Source organism: Agarivorans aestuarii (assembly GCF_019670125.1).
Classification (GTDB): domain Bacteria; phylum Pseudomonadota; class Gammaproteobacteria; order Enterobacterales; family Celerinatantimonadaceae; genus Agarivorans; species Agarivorans aestuarii.
Map to the genome: position 1 here is coordinate 1,326,308 of NZ_AP023033.1, position 19,586 is coordinate 1,345,893.

The following is a 19,586-nucleotide window of genomic DNA, read 5'->3' on the forward strand; positions in this document are numbered from 1 at the left end:
GTTGAACACAGAGTAGAAGTTTTTTGAGCTTGGCGCTTGTATTAGTAGCGGAGGTTCGCTAATATTCGCCCGCTTTGGTGACTTGTGTTTCACTAAATGACGGTCGGAATGAAGACCGACCCACACTTAGGTGAAAGAGAATGTACGAAATTTTATTAGTAGTTTATTTAGTTATTGCACTGGCTTTGATTGGTCTAGTGTTAATTCAGCAAGGCAAGGGTGCTGATATGGGCGCATCTTTTGGCTCTGGCGCATCTAACACAGTATTTGGTTCTTCTGGTTCAAGTAACTTCTTAACTAGAGCAACCGCTATTTGTGCAACGTTGTTTATTGTAATCAGCTTGGTGTTAGGCAACCTTTCAGCCAAACAAACCCAACAAGTTGATGAATGGAGCGATTTGTCACAGCCTGCTGCTGAACAAGTGCTTCAAGATGCTGATGTTCCAGCATCACCAGCAAACCCTGGTAGCGACGTACCAAACTAATTTTAGCCGAGGTGGTGGAATTGGTAGACACGCTATCTTGAGGGGGTAGTGTCCTATGGACGTGCGGGTTCAAGTCCCGCTCTCGGCACCAATAGTTATTTTTGCATCCTGTCAGAGTGATTGATATAATCCTCGGCAATCGGACGCGGGATGGAGCAGTCTGGTAGCTCGTCGGGCTCATAACCCGAAGGTCGTCGGTTCAAATCCGGCTCCCGCAACCAACTATCAAATACTTAGGTAGACGATAGTGTTAAAGGCTCAGAAATTTTAAAGCCCCGCTTCATCGGGGCTTTTTGTTATTTTCTCGCCGCACCTTAGGTGCTAGAACTGGGCTTTACGCCCTTTTTTTGTTTCTGGAGGGGAACCTTGGCAACTGTAGAACAACGACTAACTGATATGCTTACACCAGCGGTTGAAGCGCTGGGCTTTGAGCTCTTAGGTATCGAATATGTTAGTGCTGGCAAGCACTCTATCGTGCGTCTGTTTATTGACCACGAAAACGGCATTAATGTCGACAATTGCGCCGACGTAAGTCGACAAGCTAGCGCTATTTTGGATGTTGAAGATCCAATTAGTACTGAGTACAACCTTGAGGTGTCATCTCCTGGTTTAGAACGCCCTCTTTTTAAAGCGGAACATTATCAACGTTTTATTGGTGAGATTGCTTTTTTACAGGTACGTATGCCTGTAAACAATCGCCGTAAATGGCAGGGTGAAATTATTGCTGTTGAAGACGACACTGTCGTATTAGCAGTAGACAATGAACAACATCGGATCGCGCTAGGTAACGTTCAGAAAGCGCATCTGGTTCCCCAGTTTGACTAAAGAGGGTCAGGAATGAACAAAGAAGTCTTGTTGGTTGTTGATGCGGTATCGAATGAGAAAGCTCTACCGCGTGAAAAAATCTTTGAAGCTATGGAAATTGCTTTAGCAACGGCAACCAAGAAAAAATATGAAGGTGATATTGAAGTTCGCGTTGATATCGACCGTAAAGACGGTAGTTTCGACACCTTCCGTCGCTGGATGGTAGTGGAAAATCAAGAAGCAATTGAAAACCCATACCGCGAAATTACTCTAGAAGCAGCCCAATACGAAGAGCCAGAAACTGAGCTTGGTGATTACGTTGAAGAGCAAATTGAGTCAGTAGTGTTTGACCGCATTACTACGCAAACCGCTAAGCAAGTTATTGTACAAAAAGTACGTGAAGCAGAGCGTGCACAAGTTGTTGAACAATACTTCGACCAAGTGAATGAATTGGTAACCGGCGTTGTTAAAAAGGTAAGTCGTGAGAATATTATTGTTGATCTAGGTAACAATGCAGAAGCGGTTATTCACCGAGAAGAATCTCTTCCGCGTGAAGCCTTCCGCCCTGGCGATCGTGTTCGTGGTTTGTTATATGAAGTAAAACCTGAAGCGCGTGGCGCTCAGTTATTCATGAGCCGCACACGCCCTGAAATGCTGATCGAACTGTTCCGCATCGAAGTGCCAGAAATTGCTGAAGAGATGATTGATCTTAAAGCAGCTGCTCGCGACCCAGGTTCTCGCGCTAAAATTGCCGTTAAAAGCAACGACCGCCGAATCGACCCTGTAGGTGCTTGTGTTGGCATGCGAGGTGCGCGTGTTCAAGCCGTTTCAGGTGAGCTTGATAACGAACGTGTAGACATTGTGTTGTGGGACGATAACCCAGCGCAGTTTGCGATTAACGCAATGGCGCCAGCTGAAGTGGCTTCAATCATCGTTGATGAAGATAGCCACTCTATGGATATTGCTGTAGAAGCCGACAACCTTGCTCAAGCAATTGGTCGTAACGGTCAAAACGTACGTCTTGCTTCTCAACTTACCGGTTGGGAACTAAACGTAATGACCGTTGAAGATGCTAACAACAAGCATCAGGCTGAAGCTCAAAAAGCTATCGATACCTTTGTTAAGTACTTAGATATCGATGAAGAGTTTTCAACCGTTCTTGCTGAAGAAGGTTTCACTTCATTAGAGGAAATCGCCTACGTACCAGTAAGCGAACTACTAAGCATTGATGGCCTAGACGAAGACACCGTTAATGAGCTGCGTGAGCGTGCTAAAGCGGCACTAGTAACAGAAGCGCTAGCTAAAGAGGAGTCTTTAGATAATGCTGAGCCTAGTGAAGAGCTACTTGCCCTAGAAGGTATGGAGCGCCACTTAGCGTTTGTACTGGCAAGCAAAGGCGTGATTAGCTTAGAGGATCTTGCTGAGCAAGGCATCGACGAGCTAGAAGATATTGAAGAATTGTCGGAAGAAAAAGCCGGCGAACTGATTATGGCCGCCAGACAGATTTGCTGGTTTGGCGACGAAGAATAAGGTCGACGGAGGACAATAGCCCGATGACAGAAGTTTCAATTAAACAACTCGCGACCGACGTGGGAACAAACGAAGATAAACTGATTCAGCAATTTGCAGATGCTGGTATTAAAAAGTCTTTAACTGACAGTGTGACTCAAGAAGAGAAAACGAAACTTCTTGAGCATTTAAAATTACAGCATGGTGAAGAGAGCTCACCAAGTCGTATGACTTTACAACGCACCACCAAAAGCACCTTAAGTGTTTCTGGTACTGGCGGTAAGTCTCGCGCCGTTCAAGTAGAAGTGCGCAAGAAGAAAACTTACGTTAAGCGCAGCGCTGTAGAAGAACAAGCGAAACAAGAAGCCGAAGAAAAAGCACGTTTGGAAGCAGAAGAATCCGCACGTGTTGAAGCAGAAGCGAATTCGAAAAAAGCTGCCGAAGAAAAAGCTAAGCGCGATGCAGAAGAAAAAGCTAAGCGTGAAGAAAAAGCGGCAGCAGCGGCAGCAGCCGCGGCTAAAGCTAAAGAAGCTGAGAAGCAATCGGATGCTGAAAAATCTCCAGAGCAATTAGCTGCAGAAAAAGAAGCTGCAGACATCTTGCGTAAGCAAGAAGAAGCTGCCATTGCTAAAGCAGAAGCTGAAGCAGAGAAAAAAGCAGAAGAAGCGAAAAAGCTAGCTGAAGAAAACGCTGCGCGCTGGGCTGAAGAAGAGAAAGCGCGTAAAAAGCGTGAAGAATCTGCTGATTACCATACAACAACGTCTACTTATGCCCGTGCTGCTGAAGATGAGCAAGAGCAAAAAGCAGAAGCGCCTCGCCGTAAGAAGCGTAAAGCTAAGCAAAATGACGATAACAACAATCGTCGCGGTGGCCGTAAAGGTAACAAGCGTCAAGTTGCTACTCCGTCGGCTATGCAGCATGGTTTCAACAAACCAGCGCAACCGGTTGAGCGTGAAGTTCGCATTGGTGAGACCATTTCAGTTGGCGAATTAGCTAATAAAATGGCTATCAAAGCCACAGAAGTCATTAAAGCAATGATGAAAATGGGCGCTATGGCGACCATTAACCAAGTGATTGACCAAGAAACGGCAACCTTAGTTGCTGAAGAACTTGGCCACAAAGTTGTATTGGTTAAAGAAAACGCACTTGAAGAGCAAGTAATGCAAGAAGCTGAGTCAACCGGTGAGAAAACTAACCGTGCGCCAGTGGTTACTATTATGGGTCACGTTGACCATGGTAAAACCTCATTGCTTGATTACATTCGTCGTGCCAAAGTTGCCGATGGTGAAGCTGGCGGTATTACCCAGCATATCGGTGCTTACCATGTTGAAACCAACGGTAACATGATTACCTTCTTGGATACTCCTGGACACGCAGCGTTTACCTCAATGCGTGCTCGTGGTGCCAAAGCTACTGATATCGTTGTATTAGTAGTAGCTGCCGATGATGGTGTAATGCCACAAACCGTTGAAGCCATTCAGCATGCTCGTGCAGCGGGCGTTCCATTGGTTGTTGCTGTTAACAAAATGGATAAAGAAGGCGCTGATCCAGATCGCGTTAAGAATGAGTTATCACAACACGAAGTTATCCCAGAAGATTGGGGCGGCGACATTCAGTTTGTACACGTGTCGGCGAAAAGCGGTGACGGTATTGATGACCTGCTAGAAGCTATTGTGCTGCAATCAGATGTACTAGAGCTTACTGCTAGCCACGTTGGTGCCGCATCGGGTGTTGTGATTGAGTCTCGCCTTGATAAAGGTCGTGGTCCAATTGCATCTATCTTGGTACAACACGGTCAGTTGCAAAAAGGCGACATCATTCTTTGTGGTCTTGAATACGGTCGTATTCGTGCCATGAAAGATGAAAACGGTAAAGACATCGACACCGCTGGTCCTTCAATCCCGGTAGAGATTTTAGGTCTTTCTGGTGTGCCACAAGCTGGTGACGAAGCAACCGTTGTTCGCGATGAGAAGAAAGCTCGTGAAGTAGCGCTATACCGTCAGGGTAAATTCCGTGATGTTAAATTAGCGCGTCAGCAGAAATCTAAACTTGAAAACATGTTCGCCAACATGGAAGAAGGTGAAGTTCAAGAGCTAAACATTGTACTTAAGTCTGACGTACAAGGTTCACTTGAAGCGATTGCTGATTCACTATCTAAGCTTTCTACTGATGAAGTAAAGGTGAACATTATTGGTCGCGGTGTTGGTGGTATTACCGAAACAGACGCTACCTTAGCTGCTGCTTCTAACGCCATTGTGCTTGGCTTTAACGTACGTGCTGACGCAACTGCGCGCCGTATTATCGAAACTGAAAGCGTAGATCTACACTACTACAGCGTAATCTACGACTTAATCGATGAAGTTAAGAGTGCAATGACTGGCTTGCTTGCTCCAGAATTTAAACAACAAATTATGGGCTTAGCTGAGGTTCGTGACGTATTTAAGTCACCTAAACTTGGCGCTATTGCTGGTTGTATGGTTCTAGAAGGTCAGGTTAAGCGCTCTAATCCAATCCGTGTATTACGTGAAAACGTGGTTATCTATGAAGGTGAGCTTGAGTCACTTCGCCGCTTCAAAGATGACGTAAATGAAGTACGTAACGGCATGGAATGTGGTATCGGCGTTAAGAACTATAATGATGTTCGTGCTGGTGACCAAATCGAAGTATTTGAGATTGTTGAAGTTAAGCGTAGCTTGTAAGCGCGTAACTTAATTAATCTCTAAAGATGGGGGCTTGCGCCCCCATTTGTGTTTTCAATACTCCCTTGGGAGTGGTATCAGGAGAAATGTGATGCCTAGAGAATTTAGCCGCCCAGACCGGGTAGCCCAACAAATTCAAAAAGAAGTTGCGATGATATTGCAACGCGAAGTACGTGACTCGCGTTTGAGTCTTGTCACTGTATCAGCAGTAGAAGTAACCCGAGATCTTGCTTACGCCAAAGTGTTTGTCACCTTTTTAGATGATAGCGAAGAAGCGGTTAAAGCAAGCTTAGAAGCGCTAGAAGAGCACGTGGGTTATGTTCGCCATTTGTTAGCTAAAGCAATGCGCCTGCGCGCCGTGCCCGAGTTGCGCTTTCAATATGATGGCTCATTGCGTGAAGGTTTACGCATGACCGAATTAGCGACTAAAGCCGTTAAAGACGATCAGCAAAAAGCTGAGGCTTCAGGCCGTAGTTTGAACGACGGTGAAGAGCAAGAGGGCGAGTAATGGGACAAGGACGCAGAAAAAAGGGGCGCCCGATAGACGGCATTCTTCTGCTGAATAAGCCTACCGGCGTTTCTTCTAATGGTATTTTGCAACGTATTAAACGCATTTACTTTGCTCAAAAAGCAGGGCATACCGGCGCTTTAGACCCTTTAGCTACGGGTATGTTGCCCATTTGCTTAGGTGAAGCAACCAAGTTTTCGCAATTCCTATTAGATTCTGACAAGCGTTATCAAGTGACTGCCCAGTTAGGAGTAAGAACTAATACTTCTGATTCTGACGGGGAAGTGGTTGAAGAACGTGAAGTAACTGTCAATCAAGCTGATATAGAAGCGGCGTTGGACTCATTTCGAGGGCCGATTAATCAAGTGCCTTCAATGTTTTCTGCACTGAAGCATAATGGTAAGCCTTTGTACTCCTATGCGCGTGAAGGCATTACCATTGAACGTGAAGCTCGCCCCATTACAGTGTATGAGAATAACTTCATATCGCTTGATGGTGACATGCTGACCTTAGATGTGCATTGCAGCAAAGGCACTTATATTCGCACCATTATTGATGACTTAGGAGAAATGCTGGGTTGTGGCGCACATGTAGTTAAGCTGCATCGCTCGCAAGTAGCAACTTACCCTAGTGAAAGAATGGTTACGCCTGAGCAGTTAGAAGCGCTACTAGAGCAAGCTAATGAACAAGAGATTGCCCCTAAGGAATTGCTTGATCCTCTACTGTTACCGATGGACTCAGCAGTAGCGCACTTGGCTGAGGTAAATATTCCTGAAGCCTTAGGTGGGTATTTAATGCAAGGCCAAGCTTTGCAAGTAGCAGGTGCTCCGCTAAATGATGTATTTAGGCTAACCATTGGTGAGCAACGTCGTTTTGTGGGTATTGGTCAATTAAATGATGATGGCTTAGTTGCGCCAAAGCGTTTGATACAAAGTAGCGATAGTTAAGCGAGCAGCTTGCAACTCATTAGGGCGCACTATATAATGCGCGTCCTTCTTCGCTGAGTTAGTGATTGGCGGAGAGTAAATTTACATTTTTAGGAGTTAGTATGTCACTAAGTAGCACTGAAAAAGCAGCAATCGTAGCTGAGTACGCACGTGAAGCAGGAGACACTGGTTCTTCTGAAGTTCAAGTTGCTTTGTTAACTGCACAAATCAACCACTTGCAAGGTCACTTCAAGAAGCACATCCATGATCACCACAGCCGTCGTGGTCTACTACGCATGGTTAGCCAGCGTCGTAAATTGCTTGATTACTTGAAGCGTAAAAACCAAGCGAGCTACGCTGAATTGATCGCTAAATTGGGCCTACGTCGTTAATTTTAACGTCGCCAAGAAAGAATACCGAAAGGGAGCCTTATGGCTCCCTTTTTTGTTGCTTAAATAAAAGTCACAAAGTGGTGTGATAACAGTGGTTTTAGTAAGGATAAAGTTATCTTTTGATTAGCCATTGCTTTATACTTTAGCGCGAATTGAAAAGAGAACATAAATTAAAGGAAATTCACGTGAATCCTATCGTAAAAACGTTTAAATACGGTGAGAATACAGTCACCATTGAAACTGGCGCTATCGCTCGTCAAGCAACAGCTGCCGTAATGGTTACTATGGACGATACAACGGTATTTGTATCAGTAGTGGGTAAAAAAACTGCTACACCTGGCCAAGATTTCTTCCCGTTGACTGTGAACTACCAAGAACGTACTTACGCAGCAGGTAAAATTCCTGGTGGTTTCTTCAAACGCGAAGGTCGCCCTTCGGAAGAAGAAACGTTAATCGCACGTTTGATTGACCGTCCTATTCGTCCGCTATTCCCAGATGGCTTCGTGAACGAAGTTCAAGTTGTGGCAACAGTGGTTTCTGTTAATCCACAAGTTCAGCCAGACATCGTTGCGTTAATTGGTACTTCTGCGGCATTAAGCCTTTCAGGTATTCCTTTTAACGGTCCAATTGGTGCAGCACGTGTTGGTTACATTGATGGTAACTACATTCTTAACCCAACCACCGAAGAGCTTCCTGAAAGCAAGCTAGACCTAGTAGTAGCCGGTACTGAAAGTGCGGTACTTATGGTTGAGTCTGAAGCTGAATTGCTTTCTGAAGAAGTAATGTTAGGCGCGGTTGTTTATGGTCACGAGCAATCAAATGCTGTAATCACTGCTATTAACGAGTTGTGTGAAGAAGCCGCTAAACCAGCTTGGGAATGGGAAGCACCTGCAGTTAACGTTGCACTTAAAGATAAAGTAGCAGCACTAGCTGAAGCTAAGTTAACTGAAGCTTACCAAATTACTGATAAAGCTGAGCGTTATGCTGAAGTTGGCGAAATCAAAAAAGCGGTTGTTGAAGCAATAAGCGCAGAAGACGAAACTCTAGACCGCCAAGATATTGGTGACGAACTAGGTAAGTTAGAGAAAAACGTAGTGCGTTCACGCATTATCTCTGGTGAGCCACGTATCGATGGTCGTGAACCAGATATGATTCGTGCTCTAGACGTAATGACTGGCGTATTGCCACGTACTCACGGTAGCTCTGTATTCACTCGTGGTGAAACTCAAGCCTTAGTAACCTGTACTCTTGGTACAGAACGTGATGCTCAGATGATTGACTCGCTAGCTGGCTTACAAACATCTCGCTTCATGCTTCACTACAACTTCCCTCCATACTGTGTTGGCGAAACTGGCTTCATTGGTTCACCTAAACGTCGTGAAATTGGCCATGGTCGTTTGGCTAAGCGTGGTGTTGCAGCGGTAATGCCGAGCTCAGAAGAGTTCCCATACACTGTACGTGTAGTTTCTGAAATCACCGAGTCTAACGGTTCAAGCTCAATGGCTTCTGTTTGTGGTAGCTCATTGGCTCTTATGGATGCTGGTGTTCCAATTAAAGCCTCTGTTGCGGGTATCGCAATGGGTCTAGTGAAAGAGGGCGACAAATTTGTTGTTCTTTCAGACATCTTAGGTGATGAAGATCACTTAGGTGACATGGACTTTAAAGTAGCCGGTTCTTCTGAAGGTATCTCTGCATTGCAGATGGATATTAAGATTGAAGGTATCACTAAAGAAATCATGGAAATTGCCCTACGCCAAGCGCAAGGTGCACGTTTACATATTCTAGGTGTTATGGATCAAGCAATCGGTACTTCTCGTGAAGAGATTTCTGAGTTTGCTCCACGTATTCATACGCTTAAAATCAACCCTGAGAAGATTAAAGACGTAATTGGTAAAGGTGGTGCAACTATTCGTGCACTTACTGATGAAACTGGCACTACTATCGAAATCGAAGATGACGGTACAGTGAAAGTAGCAGCAACTGATAACGCTCAAGCTCAAGAAGCTATTAAGCGTATTGAGCAGCTAACTGCAGAAGTTGAAGCGGGTCAATTCTACGAAGGAAAAGTTGTTCGTCTTGCAGACTTTGGTGCATTTGTTGAAATCTTGCCAGGTAAAGATGGCCTAGTACACATTTCACAAATCTCTCAAGAGCGTGTTGCTAATGTTTCTGACCACCTAACTGTTGGTGACATTGTTAAAGTTAAAGTACTTGAAGTAGACCGCCAAGGCCGTGTACGTCTAAGTATTAAAGAAGCGGCTTCGCCTAGCGAAGTTCCAGCAGAAAAACCTGCTGAATAAACGTTTCTTAAAATAGCTAAGCCGGCCTCGTGCCGGCTTTTTTGTTTTTGCTAGTCACTCAGTGCTAATTCTGTTGGGGCTTTAGTCAGCTGTCTTTCAGGTTTACAATGTGCCGCAAAACAACAGGCAGGGGTAAGTTTTTGGATAATACTGATATTGACTGGATGAAGCACGCTCTGCGCTTAGCAGACAAAGCTGAGGCGCAAGGTGAAGTGCCAGTGGGGGCTGTGGTGGTTTATCAAGGTGAAGTGGTGGGCGAGGGCTGGAATCAAACCATTAGTCTTAATGATGCGACAGCACATGCCGAGATCTTAGCACTGCGCGAAGCAGGCAAGAAAATCGGTAATTACCGCCTGTTAGACACTACTCTTTACGTTACCTTAGAGCCCTGCTCAATGTGCGCTGGAGCGATGGTTCACGCGCGTGTGAAGCGTTTGGTATTTGGTGCAAGCGATCTAAAAACTGGCGCTGCAGGCAGTGTATTTAATATTGTAGATTGTGAGCAGCTTAATCACCGAGCTGAGGTGGAAGCAGGGGTGTTAGCAGATGAGTGCAGTGAGAACATTAGTCGTTTTTTTCGCAAGCGTCGTGAACAACACAAGCTGCGAAAAAAACAACAGAGCAGTGATTTACTCAGCGACGCTGACTAAACCCATTTCAGTTAAAACATAAGAACGTTGTCTTAATAAAACCTTACGGTGCTGACGAGCCAATTGAATTCGGCGGCGTGGCGAGTGAAGGGTAACGCGTTTCTTTCTAATCATTCTATCCTCTCCATTGCGTAGGCAGGACGCTTTACTGTATTTAATCTCCATAATAGATTAAGCATAAAACATGACAGTATTGTGACAAATCGTCAAGATTATTCTTTAGTTAATGGAATCAACTTCTGTTTTATTTGGTTCGCTTACCTCGGTGCTGGGATTATTCACTGGATAAGGGGCGCGATTCTTCATTAACTCCTGACGACGCTTCGACTCTTTCTTCTGCGCGTCTAGCCACAACAGGCTTTGATAATACTGACGGATATTGTTTACATAGTTATAAGCTTCTTGACCGCGAGCGTAGCCATAACGGGTTTGTTGGTACCATTTTTTACGCATTAGTAGCGGTAAGTTTTCCTTCACATCTACCCAAGCATCGGGATCGCCACCACGCATTCTAGTAATTCGTCTGGCATCTAACATGTGGCCGAAACCAATGTTGTAGGACACCAAAGCAAACCAGATCTTGTCATCTTCGCGCACGCTGTCGGGTACGCGATTAATCAGCTTTTGTAAGTACTCGGCACCACCACGAATGCTTTGCTCAGGATCAAGTCGGTTAGTCACTCCCACAGACTTAGCCGTAGGTAGGGTTAACATCATCATGCCACGTACACCAGTAAAGGATTTAGCGTGTGGGCGCCAATGTGACTCTTGATAGGACACGGCAGCAATGAGGCGCCAGTCTAGTTTACCCGCATATTGTTTAAACCAATCTTCGTATTTAGGCAGTCGGGTGCTGGTAGAGCGCAAAAAGGCCCGAGTATCGACATAATCAAAGCGTTGTATGTGGCCAAAGTAGCGCTCGTACAAGCTGGTTATGTCACCACTACTGTGTTTGTCACCAATAAATTCGATCAGCGCGCTGTATAAGCTGTCATCACGTAAGCGGTTCACCATCCACACTACGGACGTGGCTTGGTCTAAGGTAAAGGCTTCGGCTAAATCGGGATAAAAGCGTTGATGCAGGGCTAGGGTGGTGTCATCCACTAAGGCGAAGCGAATGTCTTCATCAACGATGCTTTTTAATAATTCACTGCTGTCTAAGCGGTCTGTGGCTTCGATAGTTAATTCTGGGTTTTCTTTACGGTAACTCTTAAGCAAAGGCTGATGATAGCTACCTGTAGTAATCCATAGCGGTGAATCTACTTGGCTAATATCGCGTGGGCGGCGGGTATTTTTTTTGTAAACCACCTTGGCATCTACTCTATAAATTTCTGGCGAAAAGCGGAAGTTTTCGCGTAGCGCTTTAGTTGGAGATAGCGCTGCTGCTAGAAGATCGACCTGATTATTATGTAAACCTCGATAAAGCTCTGTTTGGTTGTACAAAGGCACCATTTGCAACTCAACACCTAAGTAGTTAGCAAAATCCTCCAATAACTCATATTCCATACCCGTTGGCTGTTCATGTTGGTCATAGTAGAAAACTTGCTGGCTATACAAGGTGCCCACACGCAGTTTTCCGCGTTGGCGAATCTGGTCTAGCTCAGAGACAAAGGGATTGGGTTCGCAGCCTTGTAACAAAAACAAAGCAAGCAACGCTAGAAGCAGGGTGAAGCGTTGCTGTTTAATCATCAAATCTGGTTTCCACGCTATTATTTTTATTCGATTTTAGGGATATACGCTTGGCTGTCTAGCTTTAAGCGCTGTTTTCCTCGTCAAGCTAACGTTTTGTTTACCATTGTCTCAGTTTTTATCTATAATACGCGCAATTTTCCCCCTCCCACCTCCATCTGGAAAAGCGAGCACATAAATATGTTGGTACTACGTGGTGCACCTGCACTGTCTGAGTTTCGAATTGCGCAATTGTTAAAACGCTGCGCAGAGCAAGACCTTCCTGTTACAGCTATCTATGCTGAGTTTATGCATTTTGCTGATATCTCAAGTGATTTGAGTGATGCTGAACAACAAGTATTAGATAAGTTGTTGACCTACGGCCCTACTATTGCCGAGCATCAGCCTTCTGGCCAGTTGCTATTAGTCGCTCCCCGTCCAGGTACAATTTCTCCTTGGTCTTCTAAGGCAAGTGATATTGCACATAACTGTGGTTTAACTAATGTACAACGCTTAGAGCGTGGTATTGCTTATTATGTAGATACCAGCAGTGAATTAAATGAGCAGCAAAGCAAGCAGCTTAAAGGTTTAATTCATGACCGCATGATGGAAGTGGTTTTTGCTGATACCGAACAAGCTAGTGCATTGTTTGAACACGCAAGCCCAGCACCTTTTGAGTCGGTAGATATTTTATCTGGCGGCAAGCAAGCCCTAGAGCAAGCCAACCAAGAGTTAGGTTTAGCCTTGGCTGATGACGAAATTGACTACTTAGTAGAAAATTTCGAGAAGATGAAACGCAATCCTAACGATGTTGAGCTAATGATGTTTGCTCAAGCAAACTCAGAGCACTGTCGTCATAAAATCTTTAATGCAGATTGGACAATTGATGGGGTTAAGCAGCCTAAGTCATTGTTTAAAATGATTAAGAATACCTATGAGCTAAATAGCGATTACGTATTGTCGGCATATAAAGATAACGCAGCGGTAATGACTGGCTCGGTAGCTGGCCGCTTCTTCCCAAATGCTGAAACCAAGCAATACAACTACCATCAAGAAGACATCCATATCTTGATGAAGGTGGAAACCCATAACCACCCAACGGCCATTTCGCCTTACCCTGGCGCTGCTACTGGCTCTGGTGGTGAAATTCGTGATGAAGGTGCTACTGGTCGTGGTTCTAAACCCAAATCTGGCATGGTTGGCTTTACTGTAAGTAACCTGCGCATTCCTGGTTTCGAACAAACTTGGGAAAGCGACTTTGGTAAGCCTAGTCGAATCGTTAATGCACTAGAGATTATGCTTGAAGCGCCATTAGGCGGCGCAGCCTTTAACAACGAATTTGGCCGTCCTAATATTTTAGGTTACTTCCGTACCTATGAAGAACAAGTAGAAAGCTTTAACGGCAGTGAAGTGCGTGGTTACCACAAACCGATTATGTTGGCCGGTGGTTTAGGCAACATTCGTGAAGATCATGTTGAGAAAGGTGAGATTCCGGTTGGCGCTAAAATTATTGTACTTGGCGGCCCTGCCATGAACATTGGCTTAGGCGGCGGTGCTGCATCTTCTATGGCTTCTGGTCAATCTAGCGAAGACTTAGATTTTGCTTCTGTTCAGCGTGAAAACCCAGAAATGGAACGTCGTTGTCAGGAAGTTATCGACCGTTGTTGGCAGCTAGGCGATGCTAACCCGATTGCCTTTATTCACGATATTGGCGCCGGTGGTTTATCTAACGCTTGTCCAGAGTTGGTTAACGATGGCGGCCGTGGCGGAATATTTGACCTACGCGCAGTACCAAATGATGAGCCGGGTATGTCTCCGCTAGAAATTTGGTGTAACGAGTCTCAAGAACGCTACATGCTAGCGGTTGCTCCTGAGCACTTAGATGTATTTGATGCAATTTGTGAGCGCGAGAGAGCCTTGTACGCCGTAATTGGTGTTGCTACCGAAGAAATGGATTTAATCCTGCACGATTCGCACTTTGATAACGATCCTATCCGCATGCCATTGGAAGTATTGTTAGGTAAAGCGCCTAAAATGCATCGCGATGTTAAAACTGCCAGCTTTAATGGCCCAGCGTTTAATTCTAATCAAGTTGATTTTGCTGAAGCAGCCGAGCGCTTATTGCGCTTACCTGCTATTGCAGAAAAGACCTTCTTAATCACCATTGGTGATCGCAGCGTAACCGGTTTGGTAGCGCGTGACCAAATGGTAGGCCCTTGGCAGGTTCCTGTAGCTAACTGTGCGGTAACGGCAGCAAGTTACGATACTTACCATGGTGAAGCCATGTCGGTAGGTGAACGTACGCCTGCGGCCTTGATTGACCATGCCGCTTCTGCACGTTTAGCAGTAGCCGAAGCCTTAACTAACATTGCCGCCACTAACATTGGTTCGTTAAACAACATTAAGTTGTCGGCTAACTGGATGTCAGCAGCTGGTCACCCAGGCGAAGACGCAGGTTTATACGCTGCAGTTAAAGCGGTAGGTGAAGAGCTTTGTCCTGCATTGGGTCTTACTATTCCGGTAGGTAAAGATTCAATGTCGATGAAGACTGCTTGGCAAGATGAAGGCCAAGACAAAGCGGTTACCTCGCCACTTTCTTTAATCATTAGTGCCTTTGCAAAAGTGGAAGATATTCGATTAACGGTTACTCCGCAATTACGTAATGATGCTGGTGATACCGACCTAATTCTTATCGATTTAGGTCAAGGTAAAAACCGCATGGGCGCTTCTTGTTTAGCGCAGGTTTATAAGCAGCTCGGTAATAAAGTGCCAGATGTAGACTCACCAGAGCTACTAAAAGGCTTCTTCAATGCCATTCAAGTGCTTACTGCTGAGCAAAAACTACTTGCTTACCATGACCGTAGTGATGGCGGTTTGTTTACTACCGTTGCTGAGATGGCCTTCGCCGGACATTGCGGTGTAGACGTAGCCTTAGACCTATTAGCCGGCGATAGCTTAGATGTGTTGTTTAGTGAAGAGCTTGGTGCGGTGATTCAGGTTAAAACTGAAGAAAAAGAAGCCGTACTAAACGTTCTAGCTGGACACGGTTTAGCCTCTTGCAGCCATGTTATTGGCTCGCTAAACAACGATGATGCAATTCGCTTTACTCGCAATGGTGAAGTGGTATTGGCCAATACTCGTACTCACTACCGCGGTATTTGGGCAGAAACAACTTACCAAATGCAGGCGCTTCGCGATAACCCTGAATGTGCTAAGCAAGAGTTTGAGGCTAAGTTCGACGCCGCTGATCCTGGCTTGAACATTGGCTTAAGCTTTGACATTAACGAAGATGTAGCAGCCCCATTCATCGTTAAAGGCTTAAAACCTGAAATGGCGATTTTACGTGAGCAGGGCGTTAACTCGCATCACGAAATGGCAGCTGCTTTTGACCGTGCAGGCTTTGCCGCAGTAGACGTTCACATGAGCGACATTCTTGCTGGCCGAGTAAGCTTAGACAAGTTTGCTGGTTTAGTGGCTTGTGGTGGCTTCTCATACGGTGACGTATTAGGCGCTGGTGAAGGTTGGGCAAAATCTATTTTGTTCAACAGCCGAGCTCGTGAACAGTTCAGTGCATTCTTCGAACGTAACGATTCTTTTGCTCTTGGTGTATGTAACGGCTGTCAGATGCTATCTAACCTGAGTGAGCTAATCCCGGGGGCCGATTTGTGGCCACGTTTTGTGCGCAACGAATCTGAGCGTTTTGAAGCTCGCTTTAGCTTGGTAGAAGTGCAGCAATCACCATCTATCTTCCTAAACGGTATGGCTGGTTCGCAAATGCCAATTGCGGTGTCGCATGGTGAAGGGCGTGTTGAAGTGCGCGATCAAGCTCATCTTGATGCCTTAGCTAGCAGTGGCACTGTGGCGCTGCGTTATGTAGATAACTACGGCGAAGCAACTACCCACTATCCAGCTAACCCTAACGGCTCGCCGCTAGGTATTACTGGCCTTTCTTCAAAAGATGGCCGAGTAACCATTATGATGCCTCACCCAGAGCGTGTATTCCGTACGGTAGCGCACTCTTGGCACCCTGATGACTGGCGTGAAGATAGCCCTTGGATGCGTATGTTCCGTAATGCACGGGTTAATGTTGGTTAAACAACACTAAATAAAAAAGCCACCTTAGGGTGGCTTTTTTGTTATTAGAAAGGTTGTTTGAACTTACAATGTAAAACGTTTTACCAGCTCTTCTAGTTGCTCGGCACGTTCGTTAAGGTTCAGGCTGCCTGCGCGGTTTTCTTGAGCGAGACTGGCTGATTGACTCGATTGATCGGCAATTTGCACAATACGCTGAGATATTTCTTGGCCAACGTGGCTTTGCTCTTCGGTAGCGGTGGCAATAAGCGCATTCATATCCATGATGTGTTGAATCGACTCTTTAATCAGCTGCAGCGCATCACTGGCGGCATTTGCGCCACTAACGGCTTCGCTACTGCGTTCTTGGCTCGTATCCATTGCCGTTACCGCTGCGTCAGAGCCACTTTTTAATCTTTCAATCATTTCATGTATTTCACCGGTGCTTTGTTGGGTGCGGCTGGCTAATTGGCGTACCTCGTCGGCAACAACCGCAAACCCTCGGCCCTGCTCACCAGCGCGTGCTGCTTCAATGGCTGCGTTTAGGGCTAAGAGGTTGGTCTGTTCGGCTATGCCTTGAATTACCCCTAAAGCCGAGGAAATATTCTGTACATCGCCTTCTAACTTGCTAATCACTTCACTGGCTTGACCAATCTCATCGGCTAGATGTTGCACAGTGGTAACTGCACTGCCTACCGTAGTCATAGCTTGACCTGCATTGTTATCAACTTCTTGTGCCGAGTTGGCTGCTTGATTAGCGTTGTCGGATACGTCATGAGCCGAAGCGGTCATTTCAGTCATCGCCGTAGCCACTTGTTCAGTTTCTTCTCGTTGCTCCACAAGCAGTTGGTCAACGCTGTTGGCGCGATCAGACATCGATGAGGTTTCTTTGGCTACATCAGAAGACACTTTACCTACCATGCTAATAATGTCGTGAAGAAGCGAGATGAAGGCATTAAAGTTGTTGACTAATTGGCCAAACTCATGAACATAGTCGGTTCGCAGACGAGCGCTTAAGTCTGCATCGCCACTGGCTAGCTTTTCGAAGGACTGATTTAAGTCTTGTAGCGGGGCCATAATGCTGCGGTTAATAAAGTAACTGATCACCACGGCTAAGCCGAGCAGGACAATGCCGGTAATAAAGATAAATAGCATTGACGACTCAAGGCTAGCTTGGGCTTCGGCTTCCAGTTTTGCAATTACAGCGTCAACATCATCGGTATAAAAACCAGTACCAATGAATAAGTCCCATTTATCGAGGTAGATGGCGTAACCTAGTTTTGGTAATGCTTCACTACCACCTGGTTTAGGGAAGTAGTAAGTATAGAATTCACCGTTTTTTGATGCTTTTAGTAAATCACGGATGATGTATTGGTTGTGTTTGTCTTGCAGTGACCAAAAGTTATCGCCAATGCCTTTATCACTAGCGCCAAGTAGCTTTCGCACCCCGGTCTTGTCATAGCCAAATATGTAACCACTCTCGCCATACTTTAACCGTTTAAGCGTTGGCATCGCTTGCTCTAGGCTACCCCCACCTTCATAGATATCGGCTATCGATGAATAGGCCATATCTAAATAGGCCTTTAGCTCTGCTTTTTTCATCTCCATCATGTTTTCTTGAGTTTCTGATGATTGAGCCTGACTCAGGGCTTTAGTTTCGGAGTAGCTTAAAAAAAGCATACTAGCTGCCAAAATAAGAACCGGCCCTAAGGCCAAAATAAGTAAACGTTGGCGTATAGTTAGAGACATAGTTCGCTCCCTGCGGTTGATATATTTTAGAGGTATTGTTGAGTTATTATCGGCAGACTAGCACAAGGAATTAAGCTTTTTTGTGAATTGATTCTGCTACTTAGAATTAGGTATAAAAAAGCCCCTTTAATTTAAGGGGCTTTGCTAAAAACTCTTTATAAAGTAAAGCGTTTCACTAACTCTTCTAGCTGTTCTGCGCGTTCATTAAGGTTAACACTGCCACTACGATTTTCTTGCGCTAAACCGGCAGATTGACTGGATTGGTCAGCAATATGCACAATGCGCTGGGAGATCTCTTGGCCCACATGGCTTTGTTCCTCAGTTGCCGTTGCGATGAGGGCATTCATGTCCATGATGTGTTGAATGGATTCTTTAATAAGTTGCAGCGCATCACTGGCCGCGTTAGCACCACTTACGGCTTCACCACTGCGCTCTTGGCTACTATTCATGGCTGACACAGCTGCATCGGAGCCGCTCTTGAGGCGCTCAATCATTCCATGAATTTCACCGGTGCTTTGTTGGGTGCGACTGGCTAATTGACGAACTTCATCGGCTACCACCGCGAAGCCTCGGCCTTGTTCACCAGCTCGGGCCGCTTCAATGGCGGCGTTTAAGGCCAGTAAGTTTGTTTGTTCGGCAATGCCTTGAATCACTCCTAAAGCAGAAGAAATATTTTGCACATCCCCTTCAAGCTTACCTATCACCTCACTGGCTTGGCCTATTTCATCGGCGAGTTGCTGCACCGTTGTTACTGCGGTACCCACGGTACTCATCGCTTGACCAGCGTTAGTATCAACTTGTTGGGCAGAGTTTGCCGCTTGATTAGCATTGTCAGAAACATCGTGAGCAGATGCCGTCATTTCTGTCATTGCAGTGGCCACTTGCTCGGTTTCTTGACGTTGTTCTACCAGCAATTGGTCAACACTATTGGCGCGGTCTGACATTGAAGAGGTTTCTTTGGCAACGTCGTGGGCAACATTACCTACCATGCTGATGATTTCGTGGAGTAATTCGATGAAGGAATTAAAGTTAGTCGCTAGTTGACCAAACTCGTGCACGTAGTTGGTATCGAGTCGGGCACTTAGATCTGCATCGCCACTGGCGAGCTTTTCAAAGGAATGATTGAGGTCCTGTAGGGGAGCCATAATGCTTCGATTAATGAAGTAGCCAATGACTAGCGCAAAGCCTAATAGAACGGCAGCGGTAAGGCCTAAAAACATTAGAGATGATTGCAGGCTATCTTTTGCATGTTCTTCTAAGCTTGTAATTACCGCTTCTACATCATCGGTATAAAAACCGGTGCCCATCATTAAATCCCAGCGGTCTAAGTAAATGGCGTAGCTGAGTTTTGGCAAGGCTTCGCTGCCGCCAGGTTTAGGGAAATAGTAGGTGTAAAATTCGCCTTTTTTCGAGGCTTTAATCAGATCTTGAATTAAGTACTGGCCTTGTTTGTCTTGCAGTGACCAAAAATTATCGCCAATACCTTTATCCAATGTGCCCATAAATACCCGAACGCCTTTATTGGTGTAACCGAACATATATCCGGTTTCGCCATATTCTAGGCGTTGTAATATGGGTAAGGCTTGCTCTAAGGTTCCACCATTTTCATAGATCTCGGCCACCGCAGAGTAGGCTAAACCCATATAGGCTTTTAGCTCATCCTTTTTCATATTAACCATGTTTTCTCGGGTTTCTTTAGATTGCCCTTGGGTGAGTTTTTGGGTCTCGGAGATGGTCAGGAGCAAAATACTTACGGCCAAAATAAGCACGGGCGCTAGTGATAAAAAAAGTAAGCGTTGGCGAATAGTTAGTGACATAGTCTACG

At 45.5% G+C, this 19,586-nt stretch carries 13 protein-coding genes and 2 tRNA genes; 12 read left to right on the plus strand and 3 right to left on the minus strand.

Annotation, left to right across the window (positions count from 1 at the left end):
• Positions 1–140 precede the first annotated feature (140 nt).
• The 11 genes from secG to tadA all read left to right on the plus strand — a co-directional run bounded on the left by secG (position 141) and on the right by tadA (position 10,273).
• Positions 141–485, plus strand: coding sequence for a preprotein translocase subunit SecG (gene secG, locus K5609_RS06155; RefSeq protein ID WP_221076418.1), 345 nt, complete (start codon positions 141–143; stop codon positions 483–485).
• 5 nt (positions 486–490) lie between these two features.
• Positions 491–576: transfer RNA gene (locus K5609_RS06160), tRNA-Leu, on the plus strand.
• 53 nt (positions 577–629) lie between these two features.
• Positions 630–706 (plus strand) — tRNA-Met (locus K5609_RS06165).
• Positions 707–851: 145 nt separating this feature from the next.
• Positions 852–1,310, plus strand: coding sequence for a ribosome maturation factor RimP (rimP, locus tag K5609_RS06170; RefSeq protein ID WP_221076419.1), 459 nt, complete (start codon positions 852–854; stop codon positions 1,308–1,310).
• 12 nt (positions 1,311–1,322) lie between these two features.
• Entirely contained in the window at positions 1,323–2,819 is a 1,497-nt protein-coding gene (gene nusA / locus K5609_RS06175) for a transcription termination factor NusA (protein ID WP_221076420.1), read from the plus strand.
• Between the two features lie 23 nt (positions 2,820–2,842).
• The gene (infB, locus tag K5609_RS06180; protein ID WP_221076421.1) at positions 2,843–5,497 is read left to right on the plus strand and encodes a translation initiation factor IF-2; all 2,655 of its coding nucleotides are present in this window, start codon (positions 2,843–2,845) and stop codon (positions 5,495–5,497) included.
• A gap of 91 nt (positions 5,498–5,588) precedes the next feature.
• Positions 5,589–6,005: a 30S ribosome-binding factor RbfA gene (gene rbfA, locus K5609_RS06185; protein ID WP_221076422.1), complete on the plus strand. Its 417-nt coding sequence runs from the start codon at positions 5,589–5,591 to the stop codon at positions 6,003–6,005.
• The gene (gene truB, locus K5609_RS06190; RefSeq protein ID WP_221076423.1) at positions 6,005–6,952 is read left to right on the plus strand and encodes a tRNA pseudouridine(55) synthase TruB; all 948 of its coding nucleotides are present in this window, start codon (positions 6,005–6,007) and stop codon (positions 6,950–6,952) included. The genes rbfA and truB overlap by 1 nt, the downstream gene beginning before the upstream one ends.
• A 101-nt stretch (positions 6,953–7,053) precedes the next feature.
• Complete coding sequence (gene rpsO / locus K5609_RS06195) at positions 7,054–7,323, plus strand: 30S ribosomal protein S15 (RefSeq protein WP_016402372.1); 270 nt, start codon at positions 7,054–7,056, stop codon at positions 7,321–7,323.
• Positions 7,324–7,508: 185 nt separating this feature from the next.
• Entirely contained in the window at positions 7,509–9,623 is a 2,115-nt protein-coding gene (gene pnp, locus K5609_RS06200; RefSeq protein ID WP_221076424.1) for a polyribonucleotide nucleotidyltransferase, read from the plus strand.
• Between the two features lie 140 nt (positions 9,624–9,763).
• Positions 9,764–10,273: a tRNA adenosine(34) deaminase TadA gene (gene tadA / locus K5609_RS06205; protein WP_221076425.1), complete on the plus strand. Its 510-nt coding sequence runs from the start codon at positions 9,764–9,766 to the stop codon at positions 10,271–10,273.
• A 219-nt stretch (positions 10,274–10,492) separates the two neighbouring features.
• Here the strand turns inward: tadA and mltF are convergent, their stop codons facing one another.
• Entirely contained in the window at positions 10,493–11,962 is a 1,470-nt protein-coding gene (mltF, locus tag K5609_RS06210) for a membrane-bound lytic murein transglycosylase MltF (protein WP_221076426.1), read from the minus strand.
• Between the two features lie 180 nt (positions 11,963–12,142).
• Here mltF and purL point away from each other — a divergent pair, with 180 nt between their 5' ends.
• Positions 12,143–16,036 carry a phosphoribosylformylglycinamidine synthase gene (purL, locus tag K5609_RS06215; RefSeq protein WP_221076427.1) on the plus strand — a complete coding sequence of 1,298 codons (3,894 nt, stop codon included), beginning with the start codon at positions 12,143–12,145 and terminating at the stop codon, positions 16,034–16,036.
• 63 nt (positions 16,037–16,099) lie between these two features.
• On the opposite strand, the gene K5609_RS06220 is transcribed toward purL, so the two are convergent.
• Positions 16,100–17,761: a methyl-accepting chemotaxis protein gene (locus K5609_RS06220; protein ID WP_221076428.1), complete on the minus strand. Its 1,662-nt coding sequence runs from the start codon at positions 17,759–17,761 to the stop codon at positions 16,100–16,102.
• A 155-nt stretch (positions 17,762–17,916) separates the two neighbouring features.
• Complete coding sequence (locus K5609_RS06225; protein WP_221076429.1) at positions 17,917–19,578, minus strand: methyl-accepting chemotaxis protein; 1,662 nt, start codon at positions 19,576–19,578, stop codon at positions 17,917–17,919.
• Positions 19,579–19,586 lie beyond the last annotated feature (8 nt).

Excerpts from the sequence above, each read along its gene's own strand:
- secG (WP_221076418.1), top strand. The coding sequence starts at position 141 with ATGTACGAAATTTTATTAGTAGTTTATTTAGTTATTGCACTGGCTTTG.
- nusA (WP_221076420.1), top strand. The coding sequence starts at position 1,323 with ATGAACAAAGAAGTCTTGTTGGTTGTTGATGCGGTATCGAATGAGAAA.
- infB (WP_221076421.1), top strand. The coding sequence starts at position 2,843 with ATGACAGAAGTTTCAATTAAACAACTCGCGACCGACGTGGGAACAAAC.
- rbfA (WP_221076422.1), top strand. The coding sequence starts at position 5,589 with ATGCCTAGAGAATTTAGCCGCCCAGACCGGGTAGCCCAACAAATTCAA.
- truB (WP_221076423.1), top strand. The coding sequence starts at position 6,005 with ATGGGACAAGGACGCAGAAAAAAGGGGCGCCCGATAGACGGCATTCTT.
- rpsO (WP_016402372.1), top strand. The coding sequence starts at position 7,054 with ATGTCACTAAGTAGCACTGAAAAAGCAGCAATCGTAGCTGAGTACGCA.
- mltF (WP_221076426.1), bottom strand. The coding sequence starts at position 11,962 with ATGATTAAACAGCAACGCTTCACCCTGCTTCTAGCGTTGCTTGCTTTG.
- purL (WP_221076427.1), top strand. The coding sequence starts at position 12,143 with ATGTTGGTACTACGTGGTGCACCTGCACTGTCTGAGTTTCGAATTGCG.
- K5609_RS06220 (WP_221076428.1), bottom strand. The coding sequence starts at position 17,761 with ATGTCTCTAACTATACGCCAACGTTTACTTATTTTGGCCTTAGGGCCG.
- K5609_RS06225 (WP_221076429.1), bottom strand. The coding sequence starts at position 19,578 with ATGTCACTAACTATTCGCCAACGCTTACTTTTTTTATCACTAGCGCCC.